Source organism: Rothia sp. P7181 (assembly GCF_048513015.1).
Taxonomy (GTDB): Bacteria; Actinomycetota; Actinomycetes; order Actinomycetales; family Micrococcaceae; genus Rothia.
Map to the genome: position 1 here is coordinate 94,330 of NZ_JBLXXZ010000006.1, position 26,887 is coordinate 121,216.

The window sequence follows — 26,887 nt, forward strand, 5'->3', positions numbered from 1 at the left end:
AGTATGAAGCTATGACTAGCGAAGACTCAATGACGATGGCCGCGACAGCACAGACTTCTGCATCTTTCGAGTTGCCCCCAAATAATCCACCAAAATATCTTCGTTTAGCGCATTATTTGTGTACAACATATATTGATCAGGGCACGCCCCATACTCTTTTGCCGACAGAAAGAGAACTTCAGGAGCGTTTTAGTATTAGTCGAGATACGGTTCGGCGTGCTATTGCGACGTTGCAACGTCGAGGGTTGGTGTATAACATTCAGGGGTCTGGCACATATGTTGCAGACCGCTATTTGCATGCGAAGGAACCGCGCCTGATTTCGTACACCGAAGATATGGATATTCGTGGGCAGAAGCCTGATACCTCGACGTTGAGATGTCACCCGATGGGTGCAGACGCTCAGACAGCAAAGAACCTTGAGATTCCAATAGGAACAACGGTGATTGAGATTGTAAAGATTCGTCGGGCTGATACTGAACCGATGTGCTATGAAAAAGCTCATTTTCTTCAGGAAGTTTTCACTCATATGGAGCCTGAAACACATGGTTCTTTGGACGAACAACTCTCGCGTAGTGGTTATCGTATTGAAAAGGCCACGCATCGTGTCAGTGCCACACTTGTGGCAGGAGAAGAAGCTCAAGCCCTTGACATCCCTTCTGGTTCTGCGGCGTTGAGGGTGGAGAAGATTGGTTATACCGATCGCGGTATTGCGGTAGAGAGCACGGTGTGTTTGTACCGTGCTGATAGGTATGACTATGAGTTTAGGCTTTCACGTTCTGGTAGATAGGTACGACCTTTGAGGGTGTTGTAACCTTGGGCTAGTTTAACGTTGATGGCGGTTGCCTCATCTATTGAGTATCCAGATGAGGCAACCGCCATCTTTTTCTTGTATGAGCTCGTTATAGAGATGGTGAGGGGCTAGGACACCGTTCTTTCTGCGGTATCGACAACGTTCACGAGGAGCATGGCGCGGGTCATGGGACCAACACCGCCGGGGTTTGGGGAGACCCAGCTAGCTTTAGCTCCAGCTTCTGGGCTGATATCTCCGCTAAGACGGTATTTTTCGGTGTCTTCGTCGAAGATGCGAGAGACTCCTACGTCAAAGACTACGGCGCCAGGGCGCACTTGATGTTCTTTGATGATGTGGGAGACTCCAACCGCGGCGATAATAATATCTGCGCTATGGAGAATTTCGTCGAGGTTTTGTGTTCCGGTATGAACGAGAGTTACCGTGGCGTTGATTTCACGGCGAGTGAGCAAGAGTCCAAGCGGACGCCCCACAGTAATTCCTCTACCGAGCACGACGACGTGTTTACCTGCCCATTCGATGCCGTGACGGCGACCTAACTCAACAATGCCGTGTGGGGTGCATGGTAGTGGGGAGTTAAGGGGCTCGTTGACGTTGAGGACGAGCTTGCCAAGGTTTGTGGGGTGCAAGCCATCGGCGTCTTTTTCGGGAGCAATTTTTTCAAGGATACGGTTGGTATCTAGGTGCTCAGGCAGAGGTAGTTGAACAATGTATCCAGTACATTCTGGGTTGTTGTTGAGTTCGTCTAGAACTGCTTCTAGCTCTTCTTGAGTGGTTTCAGCGGGGAGGTCACGTCGTATGGAAGCGATACCAACTTCTTGGCAGTCTTTGTGCTTACCTCCAACATAGGAGCGAGATGCGGGGTCGTCTCCAACCAGCACTGTTCCTAAACCGGGGGTGATGCCTTGTTTTTTGAGGGCCTCTACTCGCTGTGCTAGTTCTTTTTTGATGGCTTGTGCGGTTGCTTTTCCGTCAAGTATTTGTGTCATTACCACTCCTGAATACCGTCGTAGAGGGGGAATTTTTCGCACAGTGCGGTGACTCTCTGTTGCAGGGCTTTAACGTCTGCACCAGGTTTGAGGGTTTCAGCGATGATGTCAGCAACTTCAGCAAAGGCGTTTTCGTCGAAGCCTCGGGTTGCGAGGGCTGGGGTGCCGATACGTAGCCCAGAGGTAACCATGGGTGGGCGAGGATCGTTGGGCACAGCGTTACGGTTGACGGTGATTCCGACTTCATGGAGGAGGTCTTCTGCTTCTTTGCCGTTGAGTGCTGAATTGACGAGGCTGACGAGCACAAGGTGAACGTCTGTTCCTCCAGAGATGAGGCAGACTCCAGCTTCTGCAACGTCGGGTTGGCTCAAGCGTTCAGCAAGGATTTTGGCTCCTGCGAGAGTGCGTTTTTGACGGTCTTTGAATTCTTCGCTTGCAGCAATTTTGAAGGCTGTTGCTTTGGCAGCAATGACATGCATGAGAGGGCCGCCTTGTTGTCCGGGGAATACGGCGGAATCAATTTTTTTCTTGAGTTCTTCCGTGCAGAGGATAAATCCGGAGCGGGGTCCGCCAATGGTTTTGTGAACGGTCGACGAGACCACGTGTGCGTAGGGTACGGGATTGGGGTGAACTCCTGCAGCGACGAGACCAGCAAAGTGTGCCATGTCGACCCAGAGGTATGCTCCTACTTCATCCGCAATTTCTCGGAATGTGGCAAAGTCCAGGTGACGGGTGTATGCGGACCATCCAGCAATAATGACTTGTGGTTTTTCGGTGTGTGCTAGTTCGCGTACTTGGCCCATATCGACGCGTCCGGTTTCTTCGTCAACACCGTAGGCGACGACGTCGTAGAGTTTTCCGGAGACGTTGAGTTTCATTCCGTGGGTGAGGTGTCCTCCGTGTGCGAGGGAAAGACCCATAATTTTGTCGCCAGGGTTAAGTAGTGCGTGCATGACGGCGTTGTTTGCTTGGGCGCCAGCATGTGGTTGGACGTTAGCGTGTTCTGCTCCGAAGAGTTTTTTAGCTCGTTCGATGGCAAGGGTTTCGACGATGTCAACGTATTCACAACCGCCGTAGTATCGACGGGATGGGTATCCTTCAGCGTATTTATTGGTTAGTACGGAACCTTGAGCTTCGAGAACTGCACGTGGCGCAAAGTTCTCTGAGGCAATCATTTCGAGGGTATTTTGTTGGCGTTGCTGTTCTTGGGCGATAGCTTCAGCAACTTCTGGGTCTACTTGGGATAGTGGGAGGTTAGTAACCTGTTCGGTTTGGGACATGAGGTGTTCCTTCCAAGAGGGAAGCTCGGTACAGGGCGTAAGTAGTTTTGTTCGTGGGTGGTTTCCCTGTGCGAATATTGACTACTCATCTAGTGTATTAGTGTTACCCACGCTACGTACATGTGTTACTTCAGCTAAGTTGTTGTTCATCGTAATATTTTTGATATTTCTATCACAACACTTCATGGTGCTACATGACTCTTGACCTAGCTCAATAGTAGACAGCGCGTATATTTTTCGACAGTTTCTACAGTTTTACTAACTTTATTTTAATAATCACTCAAGTTTTGAGTTTTTCGTTTTTAACTCACAAGAAGGATTTATCCACATTATAAGAAGGTGTCTCATGTAGGTCTGAGAATTTCGAGAACCTTAATTTTTAACAGCTCACTTATAATTTTATTGTTTCATCTAGTCAGGGTAATGTGGCCAGTTTCAGTAAAAACTTTTATTGATAAAAATATGTTTAAACAAGAAATAATCATCTCAAAAATTGCACTAATTATATCCATTTTTAAACAACTTCATGGTATAAAAATTAACCGTACTTTATATGCTAAAGTATTAGGCTTGTAAGGATACATACTTTATTTATGCGCTCACGCATCTTCATACCAGTAAACAAACTCACCTACGGAGACAGAGCGGAAGGGTACAAATGGGGAACGCTCAATCTCGACGCGAAGCACGAGAAGCACAACGCAGAAAAAACATGCGCAAATGGACCGCAGTCGGAGGCGCAACAGCCATCCTACTAAGCGGCGGAATGCTCGCATATTACCTCAAAGGTAACAACACAGAAGACAAGGTAGTTAACGCACAATCCGTACCTACCTCCTGCGCAACTACTCAACGCGTCACCATTGAAACCACACCCATTATGGCGCAGGTCCTCCACAAAATCCCCGTCAATCCAGAAGACTGCATCGTCTTATCTGTTAGCCACGACACTTCCGTCGCTGACGTTGCAAGTCAAATTATTGCAGGAAAATCTGCACCAAACCTCTGGTTACCTGCATCATCGACACAAGCACAACTTGCCCTCGCAGGAAAAAGCGAGCTAGTGACTAAAGCCGAATCCCTCGCAAAAACCCCTAGCGTCATTGTCACCAAATCTTCAGATAAATACCCATCGTGGAACGAAGCGCTCAGCGATGTAACCGCCGTACACGTAGGCGATCCCAGCGTAGAACCTAGCTCGTTTATGGCCATCATCAACGCTACAGAAGAAAGCGCTAACGGTAAAACAAGCAAACAGTCATTGGCAAGCAACCTCGGCTCACGCGCACAAACTATCGGAGTTGAAGCAGCAGCAGAAAACGCTCAAGAACTCCTCTCAGGTGTAGAACATGACACCTACCGTTCAGCTATCGTCGGAGAAAATGACTACGTCTCGTACCTTAAAGAACACTCCGATTCCAAGCTCACCGCGTATGTTCCAGCAACTGGCAGTGGCGAATTAGACTATCCGCTCTATCAGCCAGCGTCTAGCGGTACAGAAGCCAATAAAACCATCGCACAAGCAGCCGATAAAATCACCAACTTCATCTCCTCTGAAGACGGCAAAAAGGCTCTCGCCGAAACAGGTCTACGCAATGCACAAGGCGAACCACTCGAAAAAGATTCCATCGGAAAGTTCACCAACCTGACCGGAGCAAAACCAGAAGTTCTCGCAGAAGCCTGGTCTACATACTCCCTTCAAGCAGCACCGTTGAACGCTCTCGTTGCGGTTGACGTCTCTGGCTCCATGGGATACAAAATTGAAGGTACCGACCAAACCCGTATGGACATTGCCGTCAACTCCATCCTTGCCGGATACAAACTCTTCCCCGCACGAGATTCCATGGGATTGTGGAGTTTCTCTAGCAACATGAGCCAAGACGCCCAAGGAAATACCGTCGATTACAAGAGCCTTGCTCCTATCCGCCACATGAGTGACGAAACCGACGGCCGTTCACAACGCAACCTTCTCCTTGAAGCAGGTTCTTCTCTCAAGCCTATCCCAGATAACTACACTGGACTCAACGACACCATTCTTGCGGCATTCCAGAATGTTAAAAAGGAATATAAAGTCGGCGCAGCAAACACCGTCATCATCATGACCGACGGTGAAAACCACGATGATAATTCCATCAGCACCGAAGACCTTATTAAGACCATCCAGTCTCAACAAGATCCAGAAGCTCCGATTTATATCATCCTTATCGGCATTTCAGCTGATGCAGATATGCAAGCGCTCCAAGAAATTGCGTCCCAAACCGGTGGACAGGCATTCCCCGCAAACTCTGCAGAAGATATCCAACTTATCTTCGCAGAAGCGTTCTCTTTCTCTAGCCAAGAGAAACAGGCACTAGCACATGCTGGAGCCGAAGAAGCGCAAGCACACCACCAAGAGACAGCAACCGAAAACCAATAAATACTAGGTTTTCCAAACTCAACTAAGAGGGGTGTGGTTCAGAAAATATTTTCTGAACCATACCCCTCTTAGTATCTCTCCCTTATCAGAGAACAGATTCTCTGAAATTATTCTTCTTAATGGAAGAAATGACGGCTGCCAGTGAAGTACATTGTCACACCAGCAGATTCAGCGGCAGCAATGACTTCTTCATCACGAATAGAGCCACCAGGCTGAACAACCGCACGAACACCAGCGTCTATGAGCACCTGTAGACCATCAGCGAAAGGGAAAAAGGCGTCAGAGGCAGCAACTGAACCGCGAGCGCGTTCAGCATTATCGGCAAGAGTGTTAGCGCGTTCAACCGAAAGTTTACAAGAATCTACACGGTTTACCTGCCCCATGCCAATACCGACAGCAGCACCTTGATGAGCTAGAAGGATAGCATTTGATTTTGCAGAACGTAGGGCACGCCAAGCAAAGCTCAAATCTTTGAGGGTTTGTTCATCGGCAGGTTGACCGGCAACGAGAGTCCACGCGGTAGGCGTATCACCCTCAGCTTGTAACTGGTCTGCATCTTGGAATAATGCGCCACCAGAAATTTGACGGTATTCGATGGTGCTTCGCGTATAGTTCTGAGGCAGTTCGAGAATACGTAGGTTCTTCTTAGACCGTAAAATCTCTAAAGCATCTGCACTATAGGACGGTGCAACAATTACTTCGGTAAAAATGTTTTTGATGTTCTGCGCCATCTGTGCGGTCACTTCGCGGTTTGCTGCAATAACACCGCCATAGGCAGACACCGGGTCACAGGCGTGAGCGTTCATATGAGCTTGTGCAATAGGGTCTTCAGCTTGTGGTGGTGCAATTGCCACGCCACAAGGATTATTGTGTTTAATAATAGCTACTGCGGGTTCATCGAAATCATAGGCGGTGCGTAGAGCGGCGTCAGCATCAACGTAGTTGTTATAGCTCATTGCTTTACCGCCGAGTTGTTCAGCTTGGGCAATGCCGGGGGCGCTAGCGGGGTCGACGTAAAGAGCTCCTTGCTGGTGAGGGTTCTCTCCATAGCGTAAAGATTCTGAACGTTCAAAGGATAGTCCCGCAAAAGGTGGCCAGTATTGGGCGTTCTCAGATCCTTCTAGCTGGGCGGCTGTCCATGTTGCTACAGCGGTATCGTAAGTGGCGGTATGTGCAAAAGCAGCTGAGGCAAGACGGCGACGTTCAGCTAAAGTAAATCCACCGTTTTGGGCTGCGTTAATGACGTCATCATAGCGTTGGGGGTCGACGACAACAGCTACTGAATGATGGTTTTTTGCGGCTGCACGCACCATGGAAGGACCACCAATATCGATTTTTTCGATAATAGCATCGTGGTCAGCGCCAGAAGCAACGGTTTGCGCAAAAGGGTAAAGGTTAACGATAACAACGTCAAAAGGTTCGATGCTCAGCTCTTCTAGAGTTTGTCGGTGTTCTTCTTTCCGACGGTCAGCTAGAATACCTGCGTGAATCCTCGGGTGAAGAGTTTTGACGCGACCTTCAAGACATTCGGGAAACTCGGTGATATCAGATACTTCTGTTACTGGTACGCCAGCAGAAGCAATCGTCGCTGCGGTAGAACCTGTTGAAATGAGTGATACACCGGCTTGGTGTAGTTCGCGTGCAAGGTCTTCTAATCCAGTTTTGTCGTAGACAGAGATGAGCGCACGTTTGATGGGGACACGGTCTAGCTGAGTAAGGCTCACAAATACTCCAATTTTTTGTCTGGGTAAAAGGTGTTATTTTGAGCCGTTTTCAGCCCCGGCCCACGGGCTAGATACCAGTGATGAGGTATCTACATCTGTGGCACCGGCGCTTATAAAAGCGGGGGTGTATGTTCTTCAGGAGTGGTTTTCTCCGTGGCATTCTGCGAAGAACGTAGAGTGTGGCTTATCTGTTCAAGAGTGTTCACAAGTAATTCCCGCTCTTTGACTTTGATACGCTCGTGGAGGGTTTCTTCGGTGTCTGTATCTTCCACAAGGACAGGAGCTTGAGCAAGGATAGTTCCGGTATCCACCCCTGCATCAACTAAATGAACCGTCATTCCAGTGACTTTAACCCCATAGGCGAGGGCGTCGCGTACCCCGTGTGCTCCGGGGAAAGAGGGTAAGAGAGCAGGGTGGGTATTGATGATACGTCCGGCGAATCGTTCAACAAGTTGTTTGTCCACGATGCGCATGAAGCCAGCGAAGACGATACGATCAGGGTTATATCGGGTGAGGTGTTCTTCAAGGGCGCGGTTCCATTGCTCGCGAGAAGAATAATGATGTGGTTCGCACAGGAACGTTTCAATACCGTTCTCTTGGGCTCGTGCGATACCACGGCACGGTTTATCTGCACCGACAGCAAGAATATCCACCGTGAGGGTGCCTGCCGAAACAGCATCTATGATGGACTGTAAGTTTGTCCCTGACCCAGAGACCATCACCACAATACGCATGGTTCACAGTGTACCCCACCTTGTGGCGAAGCTAATAGTTCAATTATTTATATGACTTAAAGTATTTTGCGCATGAGAGAGCAGGCGCGAGGAATCCCTCAAATCTCTCAGAGCAGGTATCCTAGAGAGTATGTCTGTACAGCCTATGCTTCCTGAGAATGAGTCCTCCCCCATGGTTCAAGACGCAAAGCAGCGTCTTGACGTCTGTCATCGTTTGAGCATTGCTTTTGGCCTTTTAGGGTTTGTGTTCTCCTCGTATAGCGGGTGGTGGCTTATTGCAGCAGTGTCTTTTCAGTTAGGGATGATTGTCAGCGCTGTTTGGGGCATGACGTATATTGCTCGGGCACGTGCGTCCTCAGGCATGTATGTGACGTTCACATTCTTTATGGTGATTGCGTTAGTGCTCATGTTTAGCACCGCAATACAAATAATTTTTATGGACCAAACAAACCAGTTTGCAGATTGTACCCGTCATGCTCTGACTATTGTCCGGCAGGAGCAGTGTAAAGCTGATTTAGAAGATAATCTTTTAGGGTCCTTACTCAAATAAAGCCGATAGGGGCAGTTATACCGGGAGTTATAGGGGTACTGGTAGCAGTACTCATGGTGGTGGTTGTAGAGCGATTAGACTGGGACAAACAACCCCCACAATAAACTTCAAGATAAAACCTCAAGGTATTGTCTTCAAGCACATTTGATGATGCTCTAGATACATCCCATCAGCTCAATTATTTAAGTGAGGTTTTCTCACACCCTCAAAACGCCAAAAGCTCTGTGCCCCGAAAAGCGTTAAGAGTCATCAGACTGCGACGAAGAACGACGTCGAGTTTTTGGACGGCGTATGACTCGCCCATGTTTAAAGTGAGTGAGGGTTTTCCCTTCAGAAGAATCCTTATCTCCAGTTACCTGATCGGCTGCAGTATCATTTTTTTGTTTCGATACGTCATCTTCAGTTGACGAAGCCTCTGCCTGAGCCTCGAGGTTTTCCTCTTCGATATCAGAAAACAATCGTAAGTTTTGGGCTACGACAGATTCAAAATCAGCAGTTTTTTGCTCCTCCTTTTGAGCCACCTCAGATAGCGTCATATCCGATAACGGTTCATCAGAGTCTTCTAAGAGACGACGCACAGCCTCGGAAGAAGGCTTATTGGTTTCATCATGCTGTTCTTCAACTTCTGCGATAGCAGAATTCTGACGAGAGTTTCGACGTTGCGCTTTTTTCTGCTCGCGGGCAAGACGTTTACGACGACGGCGCTCTTCACGGTCATTCTTTAGATCAGAAAAACGCTCAAGCTCAGTAATAGCGCCACGATGGAATATAGGGGCCATCACCGATCCCATCATCACGCCACAAGCAATCCAACCGGCAGATAAAGCACCAAATAATAAAGCATCTGGCCCTAAATCAGTAAAACGTCCCATACCAAGAGAACCGCGCGATGCCCAACCGCATAACGCCAAAATGATGCCGGCAGGAATAGAAACAAAGATAGCTAAGGCAAAAGTTGATAGTGGCAAAGAAATCCAGCGGAAAGGAATTTTAAGAGAAAGCCACTCATCAAGATGGTCTTCGCCGGCACGGAAGAACCACCAGCCAGCAACAATACCGCACAGCACAGGAACCGCAATAGCAATATAGCTCCACGGCTCATTGACCGTTGGTAAGGCACCCAGAAGAGGGAAAGCGGGGAGCACACCAGTAGAGTGTTCAAAGAAGTTTACGGAGGTATGTTCTCCCAATGAGAAACCAGCTCCGACACTCCAAGACATCGCCCAAAAAACTACGTTAGGGATAACACCAAGCTGTAAAAAGGTCAAAGCAGTATCGCCGATAGCACCAGCATCAAGCAATTGATAAATTGTGACGACATCGCTCCAATGCCAGAGCAAAGACAAGCTCAGTAATAGCCCTCCACAGCCAATAAACGCAAGAACTGCCACGATTGATGCGCGAAGAACCGTCCAAACATAAGAACCCGCCCAACGTGAGTACTGGCTAAACTGAGCAACCCATTCTGCAGCGTTAACACCGATCATTCTCGCCAAAGAACGAGACTCGTACCAGCCACCAAGAATAAGCCCTGATAAAACGACCCAACACGGTACAAGTGCAGAAGCTACAGGGTACGCTACCGCAGCAGTATCTGTTGTCAAAAGGCTCAAGCCCCCAGCACAGGCACTATAAGTGATAGCTCCGGTTAATGTTGGTATCCAGAATTGTCCCTCACGAGATGCTTGAGCTAAGACTCGTCCTGAACGGAAACATAACCATAAGGGTATCAGCGTTAAACCCAACGGGATAAAGCTCATCGTCCCCTGAATATCGGGGGTGTCTCCATACGGGGCAGAGATGTTCAGATGAAGAGGAACCCCATGGATTAGAAGCCACATTTGGCTAACTAAAACTGCCATAGCGTAGAGGTCACGCTGTTCAAAACCGCCGGTAAACCATACGGCACCCAGTAGTAGCACTACAGCAAAGCAAGAGTAGAAGGCAGTACGAAAGAGTTCGACAACCCCCTGTAGCCAGAGGGGCATCGGTATCGAACGTTGTTGAGGTTTCATCACGTTGGTTTTCATCGTCTTTTATCTTGTCATGAACTCTATTGAACTCTGAAGTTCACACAGCTTTTCTCATCCAAATGAGACATAAACCAAGGATTTTCTTCACCGCGTGCACCCCACTGAACCATACCATGTATGCCGGTCAAGAGGCTAAGCTCATCACAGCCTACGTCTTAAGGTCACGTAAAAGACACAGTGTTTATAGTCCTCGCGCGGCGTTTTCATGCAACGGATTAACGGCAGGGACTCCCCAGCGACGATAAATATCTGCTTTAGAAGAAACTATTTCTAGCTGATGCACTTCAGCGGTAGCAGCCATGAGCCCTTCAAGTGCGGCGGTAGGCAATGGCGTATAAGGGCCTTCTGGTGAGGGGCGTTCTTCAGCACGAATTTGGCGACCGGCCCATGCCAAAGATACGTTCGTATCAACGTCGAGAACCTGCCCGCTAAAACGTTCGAGAAGTTCGTTAACCCACCTCTCTGTTTCAGGGTAGGGGTAAAGCCCTTTAAGTTCGCCTAGGCTAAGTGCTGATATGTACATCACCATATATGAGCGACGGCGAAGAAACGCAACGACCTGCGGATGTGGTGTGGCTTTGCGAATCTCTGCTAGTACATCAGAGTCTAGAAGTAGTCCTCTTATACTCATGCTGCTTGTAAGATACCGTATTCTTGGTTAGGGATACCGTGCGGATTAGGAGAGAGCAAAAAGTTAAGAAACTCAGAACGCTCATGGGAAATACGAGTGTAATCTTGAATGCTTACGGCAGCGTAACCGCCACGAGTTTGAGCAGAAGAAACAGGTTGAATATTGTGCTGAGGGCGAGCGGTGTTGTGCATGATACAACTGCGCTGAATGCGCTTTCCTTTCGAAGTGCTCTTGTCCGTACCAGCCTGCGTACTATGACGCGAATACGAACCGCTTCGTCATCCGAGCCACCCGTGAACATGGGGTTGGCGTTCAACTAAAGTCGGAGCTTATCAGTTGAAACTCTTGAAGCTGAATCCAGAATAACGCAACCACCACAAAAAACAAAGAGCTCAACCCAAAATATTTGAGAGATTTAGGCTACACCAGCTTTGGTGCAAGCTCATCCGGTAACCTAGAACATATATGCACCCTGCCAGCAGAGGATACAACCACCGTGAATGCACCATCAGCTTTCCCCAGAATCCCCGTCAGCGCAGCAAAAATTATCCAGCAAGTAGGACACCGCACCTACCTGCGCGGAAAACAATACATGCAAGAGGGCAAAGTCGCCCGATACTCCTACGACGCCCAAGCACACATCCTGACAGGAACAACCTACGGCGACGCAACAGACCCATACCTCAGCAAAATTGTCTTCCCCGCAGAACAGGTTGAAGGGTCCCTCGCTTTCTCCGCACGATGCACCTGCCCAGTACGCACCGACTGCAAACACTCCGTAGCCATCATGCTCACCGCCATCGAAAGAGCCGAAAAAGTTAGCAAAGCTCAAAGTTCCACTCAACGCGTCACAGACGGACTCAGCGAAGAACAGCTCAAACACCACGGAATCACTACTGCACAAGAGCTAGCAGAACAACAAAAAATGTCGACATGGCGCAGAACACTGTCACAAACACTGGCGCAGCATCACCGGATACCCTACGAAAATAACAGCAATACCATCGCCGCTCTCGACCTCAAAATGCACGTTAACTCCCGCTTCGCACTCGGTAGCGGTCAACACAAAACACCACGTATCACCCTACAAGCACGTCCACTCGTCCAAGGTAAAAACAACCGTTGGATTAAAGACGGCATCAACTGGGAACACTTCCAAAAAGATCACACCGGAAAGACAAGCAGCCACGCCCTCCGGCCCGAACACGAACGATGGTTGCGAGAGTTCTACTCCATCATCAGACCTTGGCAATCAGCGTACACTTCCCACCGCGATTGGGTAACACTTTCTACGGTTAACTCGTCCCTACTATGGAAAGTACTCAAAAAAGCAGAAAAAATAGCACTGCCCATCCTGTTAGAGGGAAAACCCATCACTACGGCGCACACCGAAGAAGCCACGCTAAAAGCAGAACTTCACAGCTACAAAGACGGTCTACGCATCACACCAACACTCACCACAGGAGAAAATGCCTTCCCCGCATACTACTGCCACCCAATAGGCCAGCCCCGCAACGGATTCATTGCCCTCGGGCACAAAGCACAAGAACATTACAAAGCCACAGCACAAGCTGAACATTGGGAAACAACCCTACCTAGCGCCATCAATCCAACACGTCTCAACGACCGATACGCCGCAGCCGACCTCATTTTCATTCCCCTGAAAGAAACACTCAACGGCGCAGCAGAAACCCTTATCCGAGAAGAACATATCGAAATCCCCTCACAAGATATCAATAGTTTCTATCAAGAGTTCTACCCATATCTCACACGCAATATCAGCTTCTGCACCAACGACGCAACGATACAACCACCCCAAGTGCAACAACCAGAGCTAATTCTTCACGTCTACTTCGACAGCGAACAAACACCCCACGCCCACACCCGCTGGGAATGGGAATACCCTAAAGACCCGCTCAAGAACACACGAGATGAAAGCAACCTCGAATACTTCCCAGTACAGAGCACCTTATTAGACATCTATGAACAGCGCGATAAAAACTACGAAAATACAATCCTCGCGCAACTCAAAAATATCTACCCCGCATTACAGCTCACAGAACAACACTTCTACGACTGGGATGTTCAACAACTCACCGAATCTATACTGCCCCAATACCGCAATGTTCGTGGACTCCGCATCCAAACTCACGGACAAGAACCTCAATTCACAGAACTGGACGTTACCCCCGAAATCCAGATGAGAGTTGAACCAAGCGACACCCAAGACTGGTTTGACCTTGGAATTATCGTCACCATTGGTCAATGGACCGTATCATTCTCTACGATCTTTGAGGCACTCAACGCGGGGAAAAAACACATCCTTCTCGGTGATGGCAACTACTATCCCCTCAACCGACCAGAATTTATCAAACTACGTCAACTACTAGCCGAAATAGAAGACTTCTCAGAACCAGACCAACCACTTAGCCTCAACAAACACCAATTAGGGATGTGGGAAGAACTCGAAGATCTTGCCACCACCACACAATCATGCCAAGGATGGCAAGAAAATATTCACAGCCTCCTCAGCGACAAAGACAGTAGCGATAACGTACCGACTCCAGCAACACTCCAAGCACAGCTACGCCCCTACCAAGAAGAAGGCTACCAATGGCTCTACTTCCTGTGGAAACACCGCCTTGGAGCCGTCCTCGGTGATGACATGGGGCTTGGTAAAACACTACAAACTATTTCCATGATGCTCAAAGCCTATGAACAATGGGTCGAAGAGCTCAATAACAGCACCCCATCATTTGCTCCCTTCCTCATCATTGCCCCAACCTCTGTTGTTCCCAACTGGGTACAAGAATTAGAACGCTTCGCACCAGAACTTGAAGTCGCCGCCATCACCACATCCACTGCAAAATCGCAACAAACACTCACAGAACGTATCGGTCAGGCACAAGTCGTTATCACCTCATACACTCTGCTACGACTAGATTCCAACGCTTTTAACAATTACGCACAAGAAACACCGTGGAACGGGGTCATTCTTGATGAAGCGCAGTTCATTAAGAATGCGAGGACTCAGGCACACCAAATAGCACGAAAAATACCTGCACGTTTCAAACTTGCTGTCACCGGAACACCCATGGAAAACAACCTCATGGAGTTATGGTCCATTTTCTCTCTCGTGGCACCAGGTCTATTCCCCAGTGCACGAAAATTCAAAGACTATTACGTACAACCCATCACTGAAAGCAAAGACCACGAAAAACTCGAACAGTTACGGCAACGGATACGCCCGCTGATTCTCCGGCGAACGAAAGAACTTGTTGCCACAGAGCTACCAGATAAAACAGACCAAAGAATGCCCATTGCTCTTAACCCAGAGCATCGTAAAGCATACGATATGCTCCTACAACAAGAACGCAAAAAAGTTCTGGGACTGCTCAAAGATATGGACAAAAACCGTTTTACGGTCTTCCGTTCGTTAACAAAACTGCGCATGATGGCGCTAGCACCTCATCTAGTCGACGAAGAGTACTCGCACATTACCTCATCAAAACTAGAGTACCTTCAGGCGCATCTGCCAGAAGTTCTCTCTCAGGGACACCGTGTACTGATTTTCTCCCAGTTCACCAGCTACCTTAAAACCATCGCAAAAGATTTAGAAGAACAGAATATTGAATTCTGCTATCTTGACGGTTCGACAAGAGACCGTGCAAAAGTTATCGAACAATTTGAGAGAGGAGAAAGCTCCGTCTTTCTCATCTCGCTCAAGGCGGGAGGGTTCGGGCTTAACCTCACCTCAGCAGATTATTGTTTCTTGATGGACCCGTGGTGGAACCCTGCAGCAGAGCAACAAGCCATCGACAGAATCCACCGTATTGGGCAGACCAGACATGTGATGGTTTACAGGCTTATTGCTGCGGGAACCATTGAAGAAAAAGTTATGGAATTACAAAAAAATAAGTCTGCACTCTTCGACGCTGTTGTTGATGATGGAGATTTCTTTAGCGAAAAGATGACAGCAGAACATATCCGAGAACTATTGAGTACCTCGTAGCGATGAGAAGAAGTGCGTTGTAACAACCGCAATACCGCCACATAACAGACCAAAGATCATGGCAAAAAATGTTTCAGCGCACCATGCAAGCACGCTCAGAAGAGTACCGGAACTCCACGAGGTGAGAGCATGAACAAGGTATTCAACCGCGTGTTCTGGGGCGTGAAGACCGATATCTGCTAAACCGTTCAAGACGATATGCCCGCCCACCCAAAGCATCGCAAAAGTACCAAGTAATGAAATACCTTTCATCACAAGAGGCATTCCTGACACGAGCACAGCGCCTATTTTCTGTGTCATAGAAGATTCACGGCGCATGAGCGCTAAGCCGACATCATCCATCTTCACGAGTACGGCAACAACGCCGTAGACAAGTAGAGTAATCAGCACCGCCACCACGATGAGGGAGATAATACGAATAGCCCACGTTCCCTCATGAGCAATAGTGTTCATGGCGATGACCATAATCTCGGCAGAGAGAATGAAGTCTGTTCTAATCGCCCCAGAAATAACGTTTTTCTCGGCTTCTTCCCCAGCAATAATGGCGGGGGTTTCGGTCTCTTCTGCTGAGTGCGGATGAAATAGCTCTAGTATCTTCTCAGCACCTTCAAAACAGAGGTACAGACCACCTAACATTAACAACGGAGTTAATGACGCTGGCCATAACCAACTCAAAAAGATAATCAGTGGAAGAATAAAAAATAGCTTATTCCGGAGAGAACCAACCGCAATTTTACGAATAATAGGTAGCTCACGACGAGGTTCTACCCCGTTCAGATATTGGGGAACAACAGCAGTATCATCAACAACAACACCAATAGCGCGAGCGCTTGCTTTAGAGGCTACGGCAGCGATGTCGTCGGTGCTTGCCGCTGTGAGTTTTACTAATGCTGCGATGTCGTCTAGGAGCGCAACTAGCCCGCCAGCCATGAGGATCTCTTTTCTTTATCTCTGTCCAATAAGCTACTACCCCAAGAATACAAGGGAAGTTATCGTTCATTATTGTTCAAGAGTATTTTCGGTTGGATATCTCCACAAAGCTGGTTTCCAGTATGTCGCTAGCACGATAGCACCAACGCATATCACACCACCAATGATGGCTGTCATTGAGGTACCAAATAGTGCAGCTCCCAGACCCATCACACCAATACCGATGTTAGGCCCACCAGCAAGGGTCATGATGAAGATACCTTGAAGACGTCCGCGAAGCCTATCGGGGGTTTCTTGTTGAATGATAGTAGAACGGAATATACCGCCTACACCATCTGCCCAGCCTGCTACCGCTAACGCGCAAGAAGCACAGACAAGAGGTAACAGGTTTTCGTGCAAGGACTCGCTTGGAGAGCGTCCTTCTAAGAAGAATGCAATTGTGCCGAAGAAAACGAATCCTATCCCCCACAACATATAGCTCATTGTGAGGAAAGCTCCACGGCGTTGTATAGCTGATAGCCACCCCGAAAAAGTGACCCCAATAAAAGCCCCTAGTGCGCCAGCTGAGAAGAGCACACCGGCGCCAAGGTCTCCACCACCAAAGGAGAGGAGCACTAGAGCCGGAATGAGAGGACGGGCTTGGATACATATCATCGCAATCAAATCAACGATGAACGTCATCGCAATGACGGGGGTGCGCCGTACAAAATAAAAGCCTTCTACTACGGAGCGAAGACCACGAACTTTTGGTGTTTTTTCATCGTGTTCAGGAAGGACTGTAGGAAGTTTATATAGCGCCCAGATACTGACCAGTAGAGCAAAAACGTTAACAAGGTATGTGTAGTTATATCCGATAGAAGCAATGAATAAACCGCTGAGTAAAGGCCCAAGAGCCATGCCCAAGGAGCCAACGCTCATATTAAGTGCATTGGCAGATGCAAGAAGTTTTGGCGGAACTATTCGAGGGATAATAGCGCCACGAGCAGCCTGATTAATGGGGAAAAGTAATGATTCTAAAGCAACGAGAGTATACAAAATCCATTGGTTCTGGAGATTGATCCATGATTGCAAGGCAATGAAAAGGGTCATGAGCCACATGCCCCAGCTGGCGGTTAAAGAAACTTTACGACGGTCATAGTTATCGGCAATGACTCCTCCGTAAAGACCTCCTATGATAAGGGGTAACACCACAATAAAGCCGAGAAGCCCCACGGCGAAGGTGGAGTGCGTGAACGAAAAAATTTCTAGGGTGACGGCTGTTGATGTAATTTGGAAACCCAAACTAGAAAAGAGAGAACCAATCCACAGCCGGCGGTACTCGGGGAGTTCTTTGACCGGCGTTAAATCCATAAAAATTTTCGCCATGAGGGAAATACTACACTATGGCTAACCGTGTCTTATGCCGTCTATTTGCGCATCTTTTCAGGGGTTATCGGTGCGTTGATGAAGATTATCTGATGACGCAAAGAAAAGTAACACCAGCATTTTTGGGCGGCACTAATTCTATGATGAAAGAATAGACAGAAAATTTTACGCATAAAGTTTTCTGATTGATGCCGTTGAGCACACCTTCGAAAGGATTATCAGATGGCACAACAACCTCTCAAAACATTTAATGATGGACACACCATCCCTCAGCTAGGTTATGGATTATGGCAGGTTGAAAACGACCGCGCAGAAGAAGTGACACAACTAGCACTCGATGCCGGATACCGACATATCGATACCGCAAAAATCTACGGCAACGAAACTGGTGTGGGCAGAGCATTAGCATCTAGCCACGTAGCTCGTGAAGACATCTTTGTCACCACCAAAATTTGGAATGACGACCAAGGGTACGACCAAACACTTCGAGCTTGTGAAGAATCCTTAGAACGCCTCGGGCTCAAAAGTGTTGATCTTCTCCTCATTCATTGGGCTTCTATCCATCGTGAAAAATATGTTCAGACGTGGGAAGCTTTCATTGAGTTGCGTCGTCGTGGACTAGTACGTTCCATCGGTGTCTCAAATTTCCCCGAACAACAATTACGCGAAATTATTGAGGTAACAGGGGTAACCCCTGCTATCCATCAAATTGAGTTGCACCCATATTTCTCTCAAGAGAAGTTGCGTGCAGTTCATCAGGAGCTTGGAATATTAACCGAGGCATGGTCTCCGTTAGGTCAAGGTGGCCAGTTACTCAGTGACCCTGTCATCACTGAAATCGCTCAAAAGCATCAGGCCACACCGGCACAAGTTGTTATCGCATGGCATTTAGCGTTAGGCAACGTTGTTATTCCTAAATCGGTCACGCCAGAAAGAATTGTGTCCAACTTTGAGGCTCTACAGGTACGCCTCGATGATGCCGATATTGAGGCTATTAACTCATTGACTCGTGCAGATGGGCGTATTGGCCCTGACCCGTCACATATCGAGTTCTAAGAGCAGCTTTTACCTTCTCAGGTGAGGCAGACGTCATAGGGCGTCTGCCTCTTTGAGGTTAAACTGCAACTAATACCACGCTATTTTTTAGCGCTATACTCCTCTTTTAGAGAGGTAATAATGCTATTTTGAGGTGATGTGTTCTAAGACTTTATGGAACAAAGCCCATGATGAAAGAAAAGAGCTGAGGGCATGAAAGAAAGTTTTTTTAAGCTTCTTCAGAATGAGAAAGTCCGTTTTCTCATTGTTGGTGGTGGTTGCTTTGTGCTTACCATGGTCATTAACTATGCCCTCAAATACACGGTTCTTACCGCAAAACCGACAACAGCTCTTATTTTTGCAACCGGAATAGCAAGTATTGTCTCGTATATTCTTTCTTCACGTTGGACGTGGCAAGGCTCCTCCGGAAAGCCAACGTTCGAGCAGTTCTTAGGCTTCTTCATTGTGACGGTCATCGGTATTGGGTTAAACGCTCTTCCACAGTGGGTATCACGCTATATATTTCATTTGTCGTACCCCAATATCTCGTTTCTAGCACAAGAAATAGCGGACTTTATTGCCGGCCCTATTCTCGGTACAGCCCTAGCGATGGTCTTTAGATTTTGGGCACTTGACCGCTTTGTTTTTAAAGGTTACGAGGCTCGCAAAAAAGCAGAACTACACGAAGTGGTACCTTTCGACAGTGAGCAGAAATCACCTTCTATGCCGATGGATGAAGGTTCTGTTCCGCCAGTGCAAAAGACCTCATAGAATTTAGAAGAGGTTATTTGGGTTTTTATGCTCGACGTTGCCGACGTCGAGCATTTTTCTTTGTAATAGAAGGTTCGTCTTCAAGCAGTAACGATAACGCTATACGCCCACGGTTTGTATCAACGTGGGTAACACGGACTTGTACAATATCGCCAGAACGTACAATATGGTGAGGGTCTTGAACATAGCTTGTGCTCATCTGTGAGACGTGAATGAGTCCGTCTTGGTGAACACCAATATCCACAAAAGCTCCAAAACCAGCAACGTTTGAAACTGTCCCTTCAAGAATCATGCCGACTTTGACGTCATGGATGGTTTCGACACCTTCAGTAAAGTGCACAGCACGAAACGTTGGGCGCGGGTCACGGCCGGGCTTTTCGAGTTCATCCAAAATATCGTTGAGCGTTTGAGTGCCAAAACCCTCATCTAAATATTTTTGTAATTCCATCTTTTTTCGAACACTCGACGGTATCACTTCACCTGCACGTACCCCAGCATCCTGAAGGAGACGACGAGCTAACCCATAAGACTCAGGGTGAACGGCAGAGGCGTCAAGAGGTTCGTCCCCTCCCCTAATACGAATAAAGCCGGCAGCTTGTTCAAAGGTTTTAGGGCCTACTCCAGAGACGTTTAGAAGTTCCTGACGGTTTTTGAAAGCACCATGTTCTTGCCGATAGTTCACAATATTTTGAGCTAACGCACGGTTCAGACCTGCAACATGAGAAAGTAATTCAACGGATGCGCTATTAACCCATACACCTACACGGTTGACGCAGTCTTCAACAGTTGCGTCTAAGGAGCGTCGTAGCGCATGAGCTGAAATATCATGCTGATATTGACCTACGCCAATAGATTGCGGATCTACTTTAACAAGCTCAGCAAGAGGGTCTTGTAGACGACGTCCGATAGAGACTGCCCCGCGCAGAGACACATCGAGATCTGGCAGTTCTTCGCTTGCTAGAGCAGATGCAGAATAGACGGAAGCTCCTGCTTCTGAAACAGTAACTTTTTGTACAGAGATTCCCTCATTTTTAAGGGTGCTCAATAGTTCGCTGGCAAGTTTATCAGTGTCGCGAGAGGCTGTTCCGTTACCAATAGAAACCAGTTCAAGATGATGTTCTTTAACGAGTTCAGTTAAGGTATTCAGCGATTCAGCCCATTGTTTTTTAGGGGCATGAGGGTAGATAACAGTAGTATCGAGCACCTCCCCAAGTGCAGATAACGCGGCGACTTTTACGCCAGTGCGTAGACCGGGGTCTAAGGCGAGCACAGCACGTTCACCAGCTGGTGCTGCTAAAAGTAGGTCTCGTAGATTTGATGAGAACACATCAATAGCAGATTTTTCGGCGTGTTCTCGCAGACGAGCCCTTATCTGTGTTGCAAGGCGAGGGAGAATACGATTTTTCCAAGTAGAACGTACTGTTGATGCCAACCATCCAAGAACACGGTCTTCATCGCTGACAGTGTTGAGCACCTGCACCGGAATACCTAACGCAAAAGCGATAGCAGACTCATAGGTATAACGTTCTTGTTCGTTACGTTCACTACTTGCACGAAGTTTTGCGAGGTCGCTTTCACCTGATTGTTTTAAAAATTCTGGGGTTTGAGCTATTTCTATACGAAGCTCAACGACGCCCTCTTTCTCGGCTCTCATCAAAGCAAGAACACGGTGGCTAGGTATTTTTCTGAGCGGTTCAGAAAAATGAAAGTAGTCGCTAAATTTGCTGTCATACTCTCTGTGCGCCGGAAGTACACGTGAGCTAATGACGCCATGAGACCATAAGCGTTCACGGAGTTGTTCCATCAGTTCGTGGTCATATAGCGCGTATTCTTCAAGGATGGCGCGAGCCCCCTCAAGTGCAGTTTTTGCATCTGGTACAGCAGTATCTTCTGGTTCTTCTGCACGAGATGGGCGAACATACGCTTGAGCGATTTGTTCTGCCTCTGCTAGTGGGACTTCGAGGAGGTCGTCGACAAGTGGTTCTAGCCCTGCTTCAAGCGCACATTGTGCGCGTGTTCGTCGAGCAATTTTATAGGGGGCGTAAAGTGACTCCAGCTCATTTTTTGTGCGTGCGGCAAGCACTGAGGCTTGTAAAGATTCTTCGAGTACACCACGTTGAGCAAGGAGTTCAAGGATTTTATGGCGACGCTGTTCTAGGTCTCTGAGGTATTCAAGTCGTTCTTTGAGTTCACGTAGCTGTGTGTCACTCATATTGCCGGTGTGTTCTTTACGGTACCTAGCAATAAAAGGAACGGTGGCGCCTTCATCAAGGAGCCGGATGCTGGCTCTGACACCGAAAATAGGTGCGCCTAGTTCACCAGCGAGCGTTTTTTCGAGTTTGTGTCTGTCCGTTCGAGGTGAATCCATAGCTTCTAGTTTCTCATTAGTTCAGTCTTTTTCTCGTTTTTCAATCGAATAAGGCATGGAAAATCTTGGTTTATTGAAGTAATACGGGTATATATATTTGTTAGTTTTGTTCTTGAGTGTTTAGATTTTGATAACGAAACTATGTACACATTTTTACCGACGCAGACTAATACCGGAGTTTAAGGAAATATCTCATTATGGCAAGTAACGAGGACTATCACCGTTTTCTCTCTCACTACTCGCCGTTGATTGAAGAACTTGCTGATTCTGGCTGGTCCAAGGAAGAAGCCTGTCATCGAATTGCAACGCTCTTCCCGGAAGAATCTCCTAGTATGATTCGTCGCGCAGTTTTTTCACGACGTTGGACTTTTAACACTCGCACCGAAAATATTCTCAACAACGTGATGATGTCGGCTGCGGTGTGGTACTCCGTGGCTGTCACCCACGATATGGAGCCAGACCCTCAGTATGCCGCAGCATATCTTGACCCCATTATTTTGGAAGATATCCCCCGAATATTTGCGAAGGCCAACGTTAGCCCCGAAGCGATATCTCTCATTCTAGGAAAATGCGGTGCTGCGCTCAAAGCACTCAGCGAAAACCCTTATATCCGCCTTGATGAGGCTTCCTACGACGACTTTTTCGACAACGTCCCCGAAGAAGCTCGTAATATCGTCGACGAGGTCAGTAGCTGGCCGCCTCATCGACAAATTATTGAAGACCGTCTTGGGGACGGCAGCTGGAGTATAGCGCTGATGCGTGTAGGAGTGTGCCCACCAGATTTAGAGGATTACGGTATTAGTGTCTCTGCATCCAGCGTGACAGACCGTGATTTTCGAAATGCTCTAGCAGAATTTTTGAGCTACTGCATCAGATATGACCGCAAACCCACCGTGTTGGTTTATGGTAATTGGTCTATTAGCCGTAACCCTCTAGGACGAGTACCATTACTCGGCACAGTACGTAGCAAATACGGTTCTTGGTATAACGGTCTTAAAAACGGTCGTCGACTCATTAATGATGCGCTCAAGATAAGTTCGCTTTCAACTGTTCCCGCACGAGAAACTCAGGATTCAGCAGGAACCTCAGTTTCTCGTTCTCGTTCGGTAGATTTAAAAACTCTTTACGAGAATGGTATTGGTATTGTTCATTCTCCTTCAGAACGGCATAACCAGTTACCGTGTAGTACTCCTTGGGAGCGTATGACAAATTCTTTACGTGGCGCACTTCGTGAGCTACCTTGGGGGCAAAGCATACGGTTGTATTATCTTTCAGAGATCAGTGAAGAACAGGATACGACGATTCCTCGTTTATTTATTCTGCGCTCCCCTTCAGGCTATATTTGTGAGTTGATTACTGAAAACACTGTTTTTTATCGTGGAACAAGCTATGACGCTGCTGTTCTTGAAGAACATGGTTGGGCGTCTATGTCTGAGGACCTTTTCTCATGGGGGCAGACTTTCACGGAGGTAGAGTCAGCCACATACGAAATCATGTATGCCTTGCGATGGGCGTTGAACTACACTCAGCCTGAGCTTTTCTATTTTGAGGATCAAGAACCTCCCGGAGAAGTATCTACACCATAATCCTTTTGCGTTCCGTGGGCAGCTTTAACGTTTTAGCCCAGAACGATACGCGGGCTGTTGCGGGCACTCTTTTAACACGTTTTCCATAGCTTGTTTCTCGGCGGGCGTGACCCACAGGTGATATATCGCTTTGACTGATATTTGTCGCGCAACATATTCGCAGCGATATCCTCGTTGCGGTAACCACTGAGAGGCGTCTTGATTAGATTTTTCAGTATTGACGTCGTATCCAGTTGCTTGAAGATTCAATGGGTCATTCGCTAAACGCTGACGTTGCTCGAGGGGCAGTTCTGCGGCACCAGTTTGCCAAGCATTAGAAAGTGCAACAATATGGTCGATAGGTACCAGAGGGCTGGTCTTCTCCCCTCGAAGAAAGTCAATGCTTTCGGCAGTGTACGGGTCAATAAACGTCCCCGAAGCGACTTTACAGCCACGAGCGTATTTTACATGGGATAAATCTCGAGCTAAGACGTCGTTACGCTGGTCGCAACCGTTTCGATCAATATCTTCCCATGAGGGGCCAAATTGTGAACGTGAGTATCCGCGAGCGCCAGCGGGGTGCTGTACGGGGAGAGTTTTGAGAACTTCACTAGCTGTTGAATAGGGTTGTGCGAAGTGACGTGCAAACCCAGTTTCTACGGGGACGTTTGGTGCTCCGAGGAGTTCTTCTATTTTTTCGTGCTGTGTCCAGAGAAATATCCCTGCACCGATGAGCACCGCCCAGAAGAGTGTGCTCATCCGGAGGAAGAAGGGGCGAGAGCGTCGTATAGGTTGCCGGTGTCGGTAGGTTCGGTAGTGGGTGGAAGAACGGTATTGGTTTCTCATCAAGGATTTTCGGTTGTTATGTTCGTGTGTTCTAAAGGCTCAGGGCGAAAGCCAACACAGCGTGGTGTTGTACTCTCGCCCTGAGTGAGAACTCTTCTGAGGTTTTAGAGGGTTTCTTCGTAGGAGGTGTCTTTGGTGCGTGCCTGTTGGGCTTTTTTCTGTAGTTCGAGGTGGGTGGGGTTCTTACGGACGAACATCCAGCCAATACCTAGAAGGATGAACCATAGTGGCATGGCGAAGAGTGCTTGGCGGGTGTCATCGTAGAATGCCAAGATGATGACCATTGCGACGAAGAATGCGAGCACAATCCAGCAGGCAAGAATACCTCCTGGCATTTTGTAGGTGGATGCTTCGTGACGTTCTGGGTGTTTTTTACGATAGACGAGGTATGAGATGAGGATCATCGTCCAGTTGAAGATGGCAAGTACTGCGGCAACAGTGGTGACGAGAGTAAAGGCGCTAATCACTGATTCTCCCGAGTACAGCAGCGCGAGGGAGGAAAGTAGGAGCACGCTGGTGAGGAAGAGTGCGTTACGTGGGACGCCTCCGGGGCTGAGGATACGGAAGATACGCGGTGCGGAGCCTTCTTCTGCGAGTCCGTAAATCATACGTGAGGTGGAGAAGATACCAGAGTTTGCGGAAGATGTTGCAGAAGTCAGTACTACGAAGTTGACCAGTGAGGCGGCAAATCCGAAACCGGCGAGGCTGAACATGGTGACGAAGGGGCTCTTTGCTGGGTCAATGTCTTGCCAAGGGGTTACCATCAGGATTACGGCCAGCGTCAGTACGTAGAAGAGGATAATACGAATCGGTACGGCGTTGATTGCTTTGGGTAGTGTTTTGTGCGGGTCGCGTGTTTCTGCTGCTGCTGTTCCGACAAGTTCTGCGCCGAGGAAGGCGAATAGCGCGATTTGGAATGCGCCGAGGAATCCGACGATGCCGTGGGGGAAGAATCCGCCATCTGACCAGAGGTTTGTGACGCTTGCTGTGTCGCCGTTGGGGAGTTCAAAGCTGATAGCAACCATGAAGATACCTACGATGATGAGCGCAAAAATGGCGACTATTTTGATGAGGGCAAACCAGAATTCTATTTCACCAAAGTTTTTGACGCTGGGAAGGTTCAGTGCCAGAAGTAACCCGATGACGATGATAGCTGGTATCCATTGTTGTAGGTGTGGCCACCAGTATTGCGAATATCCGGTGATGGCAATAACGTCAGCGACGGCTGTAACGACCCATGTGAACCAGTAGGACCATCCGACGAAGAATCCTGCGCCTGGGCCGAGGATGTCGGAGGCAAAGTCAGAGAATGATTTGTATTTGAGGTTTGAGAGGAGTAGTTCTCCCATGGCGCGGAGGACGAAGAAAATTGCTGTACCAATAATCATGTAGACAAAGAGAATGGACGGACCTGTCAGGGAGATGGTCTTTCCTGATCCCATGAAGAGTCCTGTTCCGATGGCTCCGCCGATGGCGATGAGCTGGATATGTCTATTGCTGAGTCCACGTTGTAGTTCGTTTTCTGTTTGAGCATGCGAACCATGATGTTGGTCTGGCATCTCGCCTCCATTGTTTGATGGGCATACGTGTCTTGAATGGTTCTCTAGGGTGAGAGGGCGTCGCCGACCTGCATGCCTTTGTGGTCTTTGATATTTGTGTTAATCCTAGTCTGGTTTTGAGGTGTTCTCCGTTTAGACAGGCTAGGATACCCTTCACTATTGCGGGCTGTTAGTCCCTATTATTGCGAGAAAATAATGAATTGTATATCACATTTTTTTATTTGTTGAGTTTTAAGGGTTGCTGGCATGCTTCATTCTCTATCCTCTAGGATGATTAGGTTGCTCATATTCGGGCAGATTCGGGCGGTGCTTTTGTTTCCGTACGCGCCCGTACTAGATTGAGGAGACTCGTGGAAACGACAACGCATACTAATAACGAAAACACCGAACATCTAGCAGAAGATTCTACTGTTCCTGAGAAGTTTCACCGACAGCCACTTTCGTTCGTTCGTCGTGGCGATAGGCTCACAGGTCGCAGACTCACCGCGTGGGAGCAGTATGCTCCTACCCATGTTTTGCAGATACCTCGTCTGCTCACTGATACGTCAGTAGCGCCAGAGGCACAGTTTAATGCTGAAGAAGTTTATGGCAGGGTCGCTCCTCTTGTGGTAGAAATTGGTTCTGGTCTTGGTGAGGCGATTGTTCATCGTGCGCAGGAGGTTCCTGAGCATAACTTCCTCGCTGTTGAGGTGTATACCCCCGGTATTGCTGATTTACTACGCAAGATGGCAAGTGCTGGTGCGGAGAATATTCGTGTAGCGCAGGCTAATGCTCCAGAGCTTTTAGAGAACATGTTAGAGCCAGCTTCTGTCGATGAGTTGTGGGTGTTTTTCCCTGATCCTTGGCATAAGACTCGTCATCATAAGCGCCGTCTTATTAGTACAGAATTTGCCCATAAGGTTGCACGCGTGTTGAAACCTGGTGCAACTTGGCGTTTAGCAACTGACTGGGAAGAATACGCTATTGTAATGCGTGACGTGCTCGACGCGCACCCCGATTTTGTTAATGCGCATCGTGGCGAGGGTGCAACGGAGGAAGACCCGCAAGGCGGTTGGGCACCGCGCTGGGAGGGTCGTGTGTTAACGAGTTTTGAACGTAAGGCTCGCGAAGCTGGCCGTGGAGCACATGATTTGACCTATATTCGTCGATAGATGAAAAATGTTGGTAGGTTTAAACTACGTTTGTAACAGGTGTTATGTCTCTGAGTAAGCGGCAGTGAACACAGCTACGTTATGGGGCGGGGGGGGAAACAAAAAAGTTTTACGCCCCC

21 protein-coding genes and 1 riboswitch are annotated in these 26,887 nt (G+C 48.1%); of the genes, 9 read left to right on the plus strand and 12 right to left on the minus strand.

The genetic code is table 11. The annotated features are described in order from the left end of the window. The first annotated feature begins 11 nt into the window (after positions 1–11). Positions 12–788 carry a GntR family transcriptional regulator gene (locus ACN08Z_RS04540; protein WP_419103402.1) on the plus strand — a complete coding sequence of 259 codons (777 nt, stop codon included), beginning with the start codon at positions 12–14 and terminating at the stop codon, positions 786–788. A gap of 131 nt (positions 789–919) precedes the next feature. Here the strand turns inward: ACN08Z_RS04540 and ACN08Z_RS04545 are convergent, their stop codons facing one another. Together ACN08Z_RS04545 and glyA are read right to left on the minus strand one after the other, a co-directional pair. Beyond that, positions 920–1,798 carry a bifunctional methylenetetrahydrofolate dehydrogenase/methenyltetrahydrofolate cyclohydrolase gene (locus ACN08Z_RS04545; protein WP_419103403.1) on the minus strand — a complete coding sequence of 293 codons (879 nt, stop codon included), beginning with the start codon at positions 1,796–1,798 and terminating at the stop codon, positions 920–922. Continuing rightward, positions 1,798–3,078, minus strand: coding sequence for a serine hydroxymethyltransferase (gene glyA / locus ACN08Z_RS04550; protein ID WP_419103404.1), 1,281 nt, complete (start codon positions 3,076–3,078; stop codon positions 1,798–1,800). The genes ACN08Z_RS04545 and glyA overlap by 1 nt, the downstream gene beginning before the upstream one ends. A gap of 658 nt (positions 3,079–3,736) precedes the next feature. On the opposite strand from glyA, the gene ACN08Z_RS04555 reads away from it, so the two are divergent. Then, a complete protein-coding gene (locus ACN08Z_RS04555; RefSeq protein ID WP_419103405.1) occupies positions 3,737–5,494 on the plus strand; it encodes a VWA domain-containing protein in 1,758 nt (585 codons plus the stop codon). Positions 5,495–5,610: 116 nt separating this feature from the next. Here ACN08Z_RS04555 and purH read toward each other — a convergent pair whose 3' ends face one another. After that, on the minus strand, positions 5,611–7,218 hold the full coding sequence (gene purH / locus ACN08Z_RS04560; protein WP_419103406.1) for a bifunctional phosphoribosylaminoimidazolecarboxamide formyltransferase/IMP cyclohydrolase: 1,608 nt from the start codon (positions 7,216–7,218) through the stop codon (positions 5,611–5,613). Positions 7,219–7,328: 110 nt separating this feature from the next. Then, the gene (purN, locus tag ACN08Z_RS04565) at positions 7,329–7,952 is read right to left on the minus strand and encodes a phosphoribosylglycinamide formyltransferase (RefSeq protein WP_419101999.1); all 624 of its coding nucleotides are present in this window, start codon (positions 7,950–7,952) and stop codon (positions 7,329–7,331) included. Between the two features lie 130 nt (positions 7,953–8,082). Between purN and ACN08Z_RS04570 the strand changes: the two genes are divergently transcribed. Next, entirely contained in the window at positions 8,083–8,502 is a 420-nt protein-coding gene (locus ACN08Z_RS04570) for a hypothetical protein (protein ID WP_419103407.1), read from the plus strand. Positions 8,503–8,741: 239 nt separating this feature from the next. On the opposite strand, the gene ACN08Z_RS04575 is transcribed toward ACN08Z_RS04570, so the two are convergent. The 3 genes from ACN08Z_RS04575 to ACN08Z_RS04585 form a co-directional block, all read right to left on the minus strand. Then, a complete protein-coding gene (locus ACN08Z_RS04575; protein WP_419103408.1) occupies positions 8,742–10,532 on the minus strand; it encodes a DUF6350 family protein in 1,791 nt (596 codons plus the stop codon). A 184-nt stretch (positions 10,533–10,716) separates the two neighbouring features. Continuing rightward, positions 10,717–11,166 (minus strand): plasmid stabilization protein, encoded by a 450-nt coding sequence (locus ACN08Z_RS04580; RefSeq protein WP_419101996.1) that lies wholly within the window; start codon positions 11,164–11,166, stop codon positions 10,717–10,719. Beyond that, entirely contained in the window at positions 11,163–11,357 is a 195-nt protein-coding gene (locus tag ACN08Z_RS04585) for a nuclease PIN (protein WP_419101995.1), read from the minus strand. Before ACN08Z_RS04585 ends, ACN08Z_RS04580 begins: the two co-directional genes overlap by 4 nt. Before the next feature lie 31 nt (positions 11,358–11,388). Next, a riboswitch (SAM riboswitch) is annotated at positions 11,389–11,517 on the minus strand. A 145-nt stretch (positions 11,518–11,662) separates the two neighbouring features. On the opposite strand from ACN08Z_RS04585, the gene ACN08Z_RS04590 reads away from it, so the two are divergent. Further along, entirely contained in the window at positions 11,663–15,178 is a 3,516-nt protein-coding gene (locus ACN08Z_RS04590; RefSeq protein WP_419103409.1) for an SNF2-related protein, read from the plus strand. Here ACN08Z_RS04590 and ACN08Z_RS04595 read toward each other — a convergent pair. After that, positions 15,161–16,108 carry a DUF808 domain-containing protein gene (locus ACN08Z_RS04595; protein WP_419103410.1) on the minus strand — a complete coding sequence of 316 codons (948 nt, stop codon included), beginning with the start codon at positions 16,106–16,108 and terminating at the stop codon, positions 15,161–15,163. The two genes, ACN08Z_RS04590 and ACN08Z_RS04595, sit on opposite strands and share 18 nt — an antisense overlap. Before the next feature lie 69 nt (positions 16,109–16,177). Then, entirely contained in the window at positions 16,178–17,473 is a 1,296-nt protein-coding gene (locus ACN08Z_RS04600; protein WP_419103411.1) for an MFS transporter, read from the minus strand. Between the two features lie 17 nt (positions 17,474–17,490). Here ACN08Z_RS04600 and ACN08Z_RS04605 point away from each other — a divergent pair, with 17 nt between their 5' ends. The 3 genes from ACN08Z_RS04605 (at position 17,491) to ACN08Z_RS04615 (ending at position 19,279) form a co-directional block, all read left to right on the plus strand. Beyond that, positions 17,491–17,628, plus strand: coding sequence for a hypothetical protein (locus ACN08Z_RS04605; protein ID WP_419103412.1), 138 nt, complete (start codon positions 17,491–17,493; stop codon positions 17,626–17,628). A 67-nt stretch (positions 17,629–17,695) separates the two neighbouring features. Beyond that, positions 17,696–18,529 (plus strand): aldo/keto reductase, encoded by an 834-nt coding sequence (locus ACN08Z_RS04610; RefSeq protein WP_419103413.1) that lies wholly within the window; start codon positions 17,696–17,698, stop codon positions 18,527–18,529. Between the two features lie 192 nt (positions 18,530–18,721). After that, positions 18,722–19,279, plus strand: a complete 558-nt coding sequence (locus tag ACN08Z_RS04615; protein WP_419103414.1) for a GtrA family protein — start codon at positions 18,722–18,724, stop codon at positions 19,277–19,279. A 25-nt stretch (positions 19,280–19,304) separates the two neighbouring features. Here the strand turns inward: ACN08Z_RS04615 and ACN08Z_RS04620 are convergent, their stop codons facing one another. Further along, positions 19,305–21,647 (minus strand): Tex family protein, encoded by a 2,343-nt coding sequence (locus ACN08Z_RS04620; RefSeq protein WP_419103415.1) that lies wholly within the window; start codon positions 21,645–21,647, stop codon positions 19,305–19,307. Between the two features lie 197 nt (positions 21,648–21,844). Between ACN08Z_RS04620 and ACN08Z_RS04625 the strand changes: the two genes are divergently transcribed. After that, complete coding sequence (locus tag ACN08Z_RS04625) at positions 21,845–23,233, plus strand: hypothetical protein (RefSeq protein ID WP_419103416.1); 1,389 nt, start codon at positions 21,845–21,847, stop codon at positions 23,231–23,233. Positions 23,234–23,257: 24 nt separating this feature from the next. Here the strand turns inward: ACN08Z_RS04625 and ACN08Z_RS04630 are convergent, their stop codons facing one another. Both ACN08Z_RS04630 and ACN08Z_RS04635 read right to left on the minus strand, forming a co-directional pair. After that, positions 23,258–24,058, minus strand: a complete 801-nt coding sequence (locus ACN08Z_RS04630) for an HNH endonuclease family protein (protein WP_419103417.1) — start codon at positions 24,056–24,058, stop codon at positions 23,258–23,260. Positions 24,059–24,162: 104 nt separating this feature from the next. Next, positions 24,163–25,617, minus strand: coding sequence for an amino acid permease (locus ACN08Z_RS04635; RefSeq protein ID WP_419103418.1), 1,455 nt, complete (start codon positions 25,615–25,617; stop codon positions 24,163–24,165). Positions 25,618–25,967: 350 nt separating this feature from the next. Between ACN08Z_RS04635 and trmB the strand changes: the two genes are divergently transcribed. Next, positions 25,968–26,768 (plus strand): tRNA (guanosine(46)-N7)-methyltransferase TrmB, encoded by an 801-nt coding sequence (gene trmB, locus ACN08Z_RS04640; protein WP_419103419.1) that lies wholly within the window; start codon positions 25,968–25,970, stop codon positions 26,766–26,768. The last annotated feature ends 119 nt before the right edge of the window (positions 26,769–26,887 follow it).

Coding starts and splice junctions, on each gene's coding strand:
- ACN08Z_RS04605 (WP_419103412.1), top strand. CDS start 17,491: ATGGCTAACCGTGTCTTATGCCGTCTATTTGCGCATCTTTTCAGGGGT.
- ACN08Z_RS04610 (WP_419103413.1), top strand. CDS start 17,696: ATGGCACAACAACCTCTCAAAACATTTAATGATGGACACACCATCCCT.
- glyA (WP_419103404.1), bottom strand. CDS start 3,078: ATGTCCCAAACCGAACAGGTTACTAACCTCCCACTATCCCAAGTAGAC.
- ACN08Z_RS04570 (WP_419103407.1), top strand. CDS start 8,083: ATGTCTGTACAGCCTATGCTTCCTGAGAATGAGTCCTCCCCCATGGTT.
- ACN08Z_RS04585 (WP_419101995.1), bottom strand. CDS start 11,357: ATGCACAACACCGCTCGCCCTCAGCACAATATTCAACCTGTTTCTTCT.
- ACN08Z_RS04630 (WP_419103417.1), bottom strand. CDS start 24,058: ATGAGAAACCAATACCGTTCTTCCACCCACTACCGAACCTACCGACAC.
- ACN08Z_RS04540 (WP_419103402.1), top strand. CDS start 12: ATGACTAGCGAAGACTCAATGACGATGGCCGCGACAGCACAGACTTCT.
- ACN08Z_RS04635 (WP_419103418.1), bottom strand. CDS start 25,617: ATGCCAGACCAACATCATGGTTCGCATGCTCAAACAGAAAACGAACTA.
- purN (WP_419101999.1), bottom strand. CDS start 7,952: ATGCGTATTGTGGTGATGGTCTCTGGGTCAGGGACAAACTTACAGTCC.
- ACN08Z_RS04615 (WP_419103414.1), top strand. CDS start 18,722: ATGAAAGAAAGTTTTTTTAAGCTTCTTCAGAATGAGAAAGTCCGTTTT.
- ACN08Z_RS04595 (WP_419103410.1), bottom strand. CDS start 16,108: ATGGCTGGCGGGCTAGTTGCGCTCCTAGACGACATCGCAGCATTAGTA.
- ACN08Z_RS04555 (WP_419103405.1), top strand. CDS start 3,737: ATGGGGAACGCTCAATCTCGACGCGAAGCACGAGAAGCACAACGCAGA.
- ACN08Z_RS04575 (WP_419103408.1), bottom strand. CDS start 10,532: ATGAAAACCAACGTGATGAAACCTCAACAACGTTCGATACCGATGCCC.
- ACN08Z_RS04625 (WP_419103416.1), top strand. CDS start 21,845: ATGGCAAGTAACGAGGACTATCACCGTTTTCTCTCTCACTACTCGCCG.
- ACN08Z_RS04600 (WP_419103411.1), bottom strand. CDS start 17,473: ATGGCGAAAATTTTTATGGATTTAACGCCGGTCAAAGAACTCCCCGAG.
- ACN08Z_RS04580 (WP_419101996.1), bottom strand. CDS start 11,166: ATGAGTATAAGAGGACTACTTCTAGACTCTGATGTACTAGCAGAGATT.
- ACN08Z_RS04620 (WP_419103415.1), bottom strand. CDS start 21,647: ATGGATTCACCTCGAACGGACAGACACAAACTCGAAAAAACGCTCGCT.
- ACN08Z_RS04545 (WP_419103403.1), bottom strand. CDS start 1,798: ATGACACAAATACTTGACGGAAAAGCAACCGCACAAGCCATCAAAAAA.